We start from the raw sequence: 6,140 nt of genomic DNA, 5'->3' as shown, positions 1-6,140 counted from the left end.
GGGCGGGACGGGGCATGGGCATGGGTGTTGGCGCGAAGACGGGCGAAGGCTAAGCTTAAACCATGCGTCGCAGACATTTCATGATGGGTGTGGGTGCGCTTCTGGGCTGCGCGGCGGGCGGCTATGCCATCGGGGCCACCCTGGCGCGGCCCCGGGAGGCCTGGCGCGACGACTTGGCCCGGGGCGGCTGCCTGACCGCCGACAACCCCTACCTGCGCGTGGCGGCGCGCAACCCGGATACGCTCTCCTACCAGGGCACCCACATCCTCACCTACGGCGCATTCCGGGAACTGGCCGGCCACTACAAGCGTGACACGGGCCATGATTTCATCGTCTTCGGCGGCGGCTGCGACGACGGCATCACGGCGGTGCGCCAGCGCGGCGTGCACCTGGGGGGGCTGTGCTGTCCGCTGGAGGGCAGCCGCGCCGCGGGCCTGCGCGGCCTGCTGGTGGCGCGCGACATCAAGGCGGTCGTTGCTCATCCGGATATGGCGGTCGGTGACATCGGTTTGGACGAACTCACCGCCTTGGCGCGCGGCCGGATCTCGCGCTGGAGCGAACTGGGCGGGGATGACCGGCCCGTCGCGCTGGTCTACCGCGAACACTGCCCGGATTTCTTCGAGCCCGTGCGCGACCTGCTGTTTCGCAACCGTCCGGACTGGTCTCCCCGTGGCCTGAGCGTGGACACGGACCAGCAACTGGTGGACACGGTGTCGCGCTTTGCCAGCGGCGTCGGGGTGGTGAGCTGGGTGTTTGCCAGACCTCTGGTGGAGGCCGGGCGCCTGAAGGTCCTGGCCATTGACGGCGTCGCGCCGTCGAACGAGACGATCCTTGCCGGTCGCTATCCCCTGGTGGGGCCGCTGAACGTGGTCACCGACCGCTGGCGGCCCGAGCTGATGGAGCCCTTCATGGACTACCTCTACAGTCCGACGGGGCAGGCCGTCACCGCCGCGAGCCTCGTCCCCGTGTCGGCGCAAGAGGCCGGTTACCGACCGGGGCTCATGACGGTCTGAGCCGCAGTCGTCGCCGGCGTTGTCGGCAGGAACACCCGCACCGTTCCGGCGGACTCCTCCGGCACCTGTATATCGCCCTCGTGGGCGCGCGCGATGGCCAGACAGCTGGCCAGCCCGAGTCCCGTGCCGCTGCACCGTCCGGTGAAGAACGGCTCGAACAGGTGCGCACGCGCCTCCGGGCTGAAGCCGGGCCCTGTGTCGTGCACCTCCAGCCGGACCTGTGTTCCGTCCGCGCGTACGTGCAGGCTCACAGTGCCATCGGGGGTGGCGGCGTGTGCGGCGTTGTCCAGCAGGTTGTCCAGCATCTGCTCCAGCAGCAGCGGATCGGCCTGGATCACGGGCAGGTTCTGCTGCGCCGTGAACTCCACCTTAAGGCTTTGCGGCTGGCGGCGCTGCCAGCGCCGAAGGATTCCCTCACAGATCTCGGCCGGTGCCACGGGTTGCAGGCGGGGCGTCACGGGTCGGCCATACTCCAGCAGTTCGCGCACCGTGCTGCCGCATCGCTGGGCATGGTGATCGATCAGGTCCACGTACTCGGCCAGCGGATCCCCTGACGGAATACGCCGTTTCATGGTGGCCGCGGCACTGCTGATGACGCTCAGCGGATTGTTCATGTCGTGGGCCACGCGCGCCGCCACGCGGCCGATGGCGGAGAGCTGCTCCTGGTGCCGGAGGCGGCGCTCCATGTCGCGCAACCGGGCCAGCGCCGTGGACATGGCGTTGAACGAACGCACCAGACTGGACAACTCGCCGCGCCCCCGTGGCAGGGGCGCCTGCCCGCCGAACTCTCCCCGGCCCACGGCGCCGATGTATTCCGAAAGTGTGGTCACGGGTTTGAGCTGCCAGTGCAGCACGAAGGCCAGTGCCGTGGCCAACAGCACGGCGGACAGGGCCATGATCACGCCGAGCAGCCGCTTCACTTCGGTGAGCGCGCGGCCCACCACGTCCGGCGCGGTGACATCCAGATAGACCGGGTTGGACTCGGTCCCCGACGAAGCCTCCCTCCCCACGGCGATTCGCACGACATCCCGTGTCGGCGCATCGTCTGCAGCGGGCCGGATACTGGCCGAATGTGTCTGCTCCAGGGTGTCCAGCAGCCGCACCATGGGCTCGGCCAGGGTCATCCAGGCCAGCACGTTGGAGTTGTGCTCGATGGGCACCTGGGCTACCAGCCAGAACTCGTCATTCCCGCCGGATCGCAGGCCCGACTCCGCATCGCGCAGCCTGGACAGGTCCCCCATGGGCGCGACGGCCACGGGTGCCTGATCGCCCGCGCCATCCGAGGCCACGACCCGGCCGTCGGGTGCCCACAGTCCGATGGATTCGAGCCCAAAGGCGCGGGCGATGCGCCCCACCGCCGCCACCGGATGATCCTGCTCCCCTTCCAGGTAGAGGTGGTAGTAGGTGCTGTTGATCAGGTCCGTGTCCTGGGCCAGCAGACGGCTCAGGTTGCCCAGCCGATACAACTCCCGCTCGACGCCCTCACTCACTTGGGCGGCCACGCGCTGGACCCGCTCCTCGTGCAGGGCCTCGAACTGGCGGCTCACAAAATGATCGATGCCGGCGAACACCACGGTGCTGATCAGTGCGGTCACCGCCAGCACGCCCACCACCACGCGAAACATCAGCGATCGGGTCCAGGGCGGATGTTCCGTGCTGTGGCCGGGTTCGGGACGGATCGGGGTGGTCAGGGGGGACGCGTCGATGCTGCTCATGGGGGTGAGGGTCCATACAGCGAACTCGGATAGTCACCTTATGCCCAGGTACCGGCGCTCGCAAGTGCGCTCTCCCGGCCGAATTCCCGGATCCGGGTCAGAAGTTCAAGGCCACGAAGATCACACCCACCGTCCAGGCCTCTTCCCGGTCGCCGCCCAGTTCGCGGGTCCAGGTGAGGTCCGCGAACAGGCGATCGTCGAGCAGGGCCAAGCGCGGTCCGATCTGTGCCACCGGGTGCGAGCCGCTGCGATCGTCGCCGAAGACTTCAGCGACGAAACCCAGTGGGCCGGCGAGCGTGGCTTCGGTGCCGAGGCCCCAAGTCAGCGCCGTCTTGTCGTCCTCGCCCCGGTCCCGCTCCACGCCCAGGTTGATGTGCGCCATGGCGCGATCGGGGACCACTTCGAAGCTCACCGGCACGTAGGCAAACGCCACCTCCCAGCGGCTCGTTTCGGTCAGGTACTCGGTGCCCGCCACCAGGCCGACACCGAATCCGTGGGTCTCCATGTCCATGAACAGGGCCTTGGCCTCCAGCCCGTAAAGCTCCTCGTTGCTGCCGGACTCACGCAGGAAGCCGGCAGTGGCTGTCACCTGCCACGGGCCGTCCAGACGGCACGTGGGTGACAGAAACGTGCCGTGACCGGCGCCGTCCGTATCGGTGTACCAGATCTCCGCTTCGCAACTGCGGGGATCGATGAGGTCGGCGTCGTCAACCACATAGTGGCCGCCGGCCAGGGCATGGGTGGTGAGGACCATCGCGCCGAGGCCGGCCGCGGACACTGCGAGAATGGAAGGTACTCTGATCATCTGTCTGTCTCCCGATTGAATGGTTGCAAGAGTCCAGCCGGTGCCCGTAGGGGCGCACCGGCCGGTAGACCAGGTCAGGCCACGCCGAGCAGCCAACCGGCCAGCAGGAAGTACACCGCGAGCCCGCTGAAGTCCTCGATGGTGGTGATGAAGGGGTCGGCCCCGGGGGCGTGGTCCACGCCCAGCTTGAGCATCACCCAGGGCAGCAGGAAGCCCAGCACCGAGGCGGTGGTGACGGCGAAGAACAGCGCCGTGCCCACCACGAGTCCCAGCTCCGGGATGCCGTTGGGTGCGCCCTGCCAGAACCAGGCCACGGTGCCGGCCAGCAGGCCGAGCAGGGCGCCCATGGTGACACCCACCTTCAGTTCGCGCAGCAGGTGCGTGCGAAAGAACTGGGACAGGTTGATATGCCCCAAGGCAAGACCACGGGCGAAGATGGTGGTGGACTGGGTGCCCACATTGCCGCCCATGTCCATGACCAGCGGGATGAAGATGGCCAGGGCGATGACCGCTGCGAGGGTTTCCTCGAAGTGGTCGATGAGCCCGCCCACCATTAGGCCGCCGGCAAGGGTCACCATGAGAAACAGCAGGCGCACCTTCACCGGGTATCCGATGCCGCCCGCGGTGAGCTTCTCGCTGCGCACCACCTCCGTGGCATGGATCAGGTCGCCCACGCCGGCCTTCTTGTACACATCCTCCGAGGCGTCCTCTTCCAGGACGTCCATGGCGTCGTCGAAGCGCAGCACGCCCACCAGGACATCATGGCCGTCCGTCACCGGCAGCACCGGCAGGTTGATCCGCTGCAGGCTGCGTGCGGCATCCACCTTGTTGTCGTCCAGCCTGACCCGGTGGCGACCGGGCTCCAGCAGTCCGCCCACCTCGAGGTCGGGGTGCGCGCGCAACAGCGTGGCCAGGCGCACATGACCGCGCAGCTTCCCGCCGCTGTCGGTGACGAACACCACCGATCCGGTGTCATCGCTGAGCAGGGGATTGTCCCGCAGGGCATTGATCGCGGCCTGCGCCGTTGTCTGGCCGGAGACGGCCAGGAATTCGCCGCGCATGACACGCGCGACGCTGTCCTCGTGATGGCGGAGTATTGCATGGACTCCCTTCCGCTTGTCGGCCGGCAGCCGGGTCAGGAGCGCCTGTGCATAGCTGCGCGGCAGCAGCGCATGGGTTCGCGCAAGGGTGTACAGAGGCAGATGTGCCCCGAAGACCGCTGCGCGGTCCAGTCCCATGGATTCCAGGAGACCGGCCTGCTCCTCGTCGTCCAGGTGCAGGAAGGTGGCGCGCGCGTCTGCGGCGTGCATCTGCGAAAAAATCAACCAGCGATCTTCCGGTTCCAGTTCCGCGAGCCGGCGTGCCGTTTCAGCCGGTACCGGGTGAATGAGCAGGGCAAGGGCCTTGTCGTGTGCGCCCTCGCGCAGGAGGTTGAAGATGATCTGTTCCATGATGGCGTCCTCTTGTCAGGATAAGGTGGGTGTTCACCCGCCGTCATGGCGCAGGCACAGGGAGGCGCGGCCTCCCCGGCATGATGATTCAGGAAGGACGCACGTCGCCGTTGGTGCCCCCGCGGGCGGGCGACGTGTCGGGCCTCCGGAGGGAGGCGCTTGCTGACTGCGCGTTAGCAGGTCCGGGGTCGTCGGGCATGAGGTCTGCCTCCCTGAATGAGTGTGGGATAACGGTTCTGGCGCGGCTCAGCGCTGGCGACGGTGATTCAGGATCACCACGACACCGCGGCGCTTGCCCTCGGGCAGGGCCTGCACGATGGCCTTGCCCAGCTTGCGCGGCAGGCGTTCATACAGTCGGGCCACGGTGTACGTCGGCAGGCCGCCGGCAAGGCGCACGGCGTCCCGGGTGTCTATGCGTTCCAGTACACGGATCTGGGATTGTTCGGCGAGACGCAGGAAACGCAGGCGCGCGGTGCCGATGGCGCCCTTGCGCATGGCGGCGCTGACCGTATCCACGTCCATGTCGATGGCGGCATCCACCTGCCGCCACAGTTCATCGGGGCTGCTGTGCCGGATGCTGTCGAGGGCCTTGTTGAACAATGTGGTCATGGGACTGCTCCTCAGGGTCTGGTGACCGTGCGGTCACCGTGGATCGAGGCGCGCACCATCGGTCGGTGCGCTTTCACGCGAGCAGTCAGCGGGGTTCGTGATCACGGCCCGTGGAGTCGGGGCAGGTGATTCCCGAACGGTTCTGGAAGGAACTGATCCGGAACACAAGCGGGCATCCATGACCGTCAGGTCACGGAGTCCGATGCGGTTCCGGGAGATCGGATCCCCCCGTACGTGCCATTCAGTGTGTCGCGGCGCGTCGGGGACGGGACCCTGGGGCGGTCAGATGACCGGGGCGGGGGTATGGTCCCGACGGACGCTGCGGCACACCCAGTTCAGGCCGCTGACGGCCTTCGCGCGTGTACGATTGCAACTGCAACTGTCCATCGATTGTTTGAACCTCTGTTGCCTCACATGCGCGTTCGGACACTGCCGAACGCGGGCGGGATTCTAACAGCCTCGAGGGGAAATGCAAGGTTTAGGAGCCTGTCGGACTTAGGCTGCTCCTACTGCGCCGGTGGGAGAGCGGTCCATTTTTCCGATCCTT

The 6,140-nt window shown here is 67.3% G+C and carries 5 protein-coding genes; 1 reads left to right on the top strand and 4 read right to left on the bottom strand.

All coding sequences use genetic code 11. The features are described 5' to 3' along the window. Positions 1-62: 62 nt before the first annotated feature. Positions 63-1,013 carry a substrate-binding domain-containing protein gene (locus tag B1C78_RS11240; RefSeq protein ID WP_077279264.1) on the top strand — a complete coding sequence of 317 codons (951 nt, stop codon included), beginning with the start codon at positions 63-65 and terminating at the stop codon, positions 1,011-1,013. On the opposite strand, the gene B1C78_RS11235 is transcribed toward B1C78_RS11240, so the two are convergent. The 4 genes from B1C78_RS11235 to B1C78_RS11220 all read right to left on the bottom strand — a co-directional run bounded on the left by B1C78_RS11235 (position 986) and on the right by B1C78_RS11220 (position 5,593). After that, positions 986-2,728, bottom strand: coding sequence for a sensor histidine kinase (locus tag B1C78_RS11235; RefSeq protein WP_139349906.1), 1,743 nt, complete (start codon positions 2,726-2,728; stop codon positions 986-988). The two genes, B1C78_RS11240 and B1C78_RS11235, sit on opposite strands and share 28 nt — an antisense overlap. Positions 2,729-2,825: 97 nt before the next feature. Continuing rightward, positions 2,826-3,533 carry a hypothetical protein gene (locus B1C78_RS11230; RefSeq protein ID WP_077279263.1) on the bottom strand — a complete coding sequence of 236 codons (708 nt, stop codon included), beginning with the start codon at positions 3,531-3,533 and terminating at the stop codon, positions 2,826-2,828. A 74-nt stretch (positions 3,534-3,607) separates the two neighbouring features. Further along, positions 3,608-4,984: a magnesium transporter gene (mgtE, locus tag B1C78_RS11225; RefSeq protein WP_077279262.1), complete on the bottom strand. Its 1,377-nt coding sequence runs from the start codon at positions 4,982-4,984 to the stop codon at positions 3,608-3,610. 246 nt (positions 4,985-5,230) lie between these two features. After that, a complete protein-coding gene (locus B1C78_RS11220) occupies positions 5,231-5,593 on the bottom strand; it encodes a hypothetical protein (RefSeq protein WP_077279261.1) in 363 nt (120 codons plus the stop codon). Between the last annotated feature and the right edge of the window lie 547 nt (positions 5,594-6,140).

The organism is Thioalkalivibrio denitrificans, from assembly GCF_002000365.1.
GTDB lineage: Bacteria > Pseudomonadota > Gammaproteobacteria > Ectothiorhodospirales > Ectothiorhodospiraceae > Thioalkalivibrio_A > Thioalkalivibrio_A denitrificans.
This window is presented reverse-complemented; position numbering and strand designations above follow the sequence as displayed.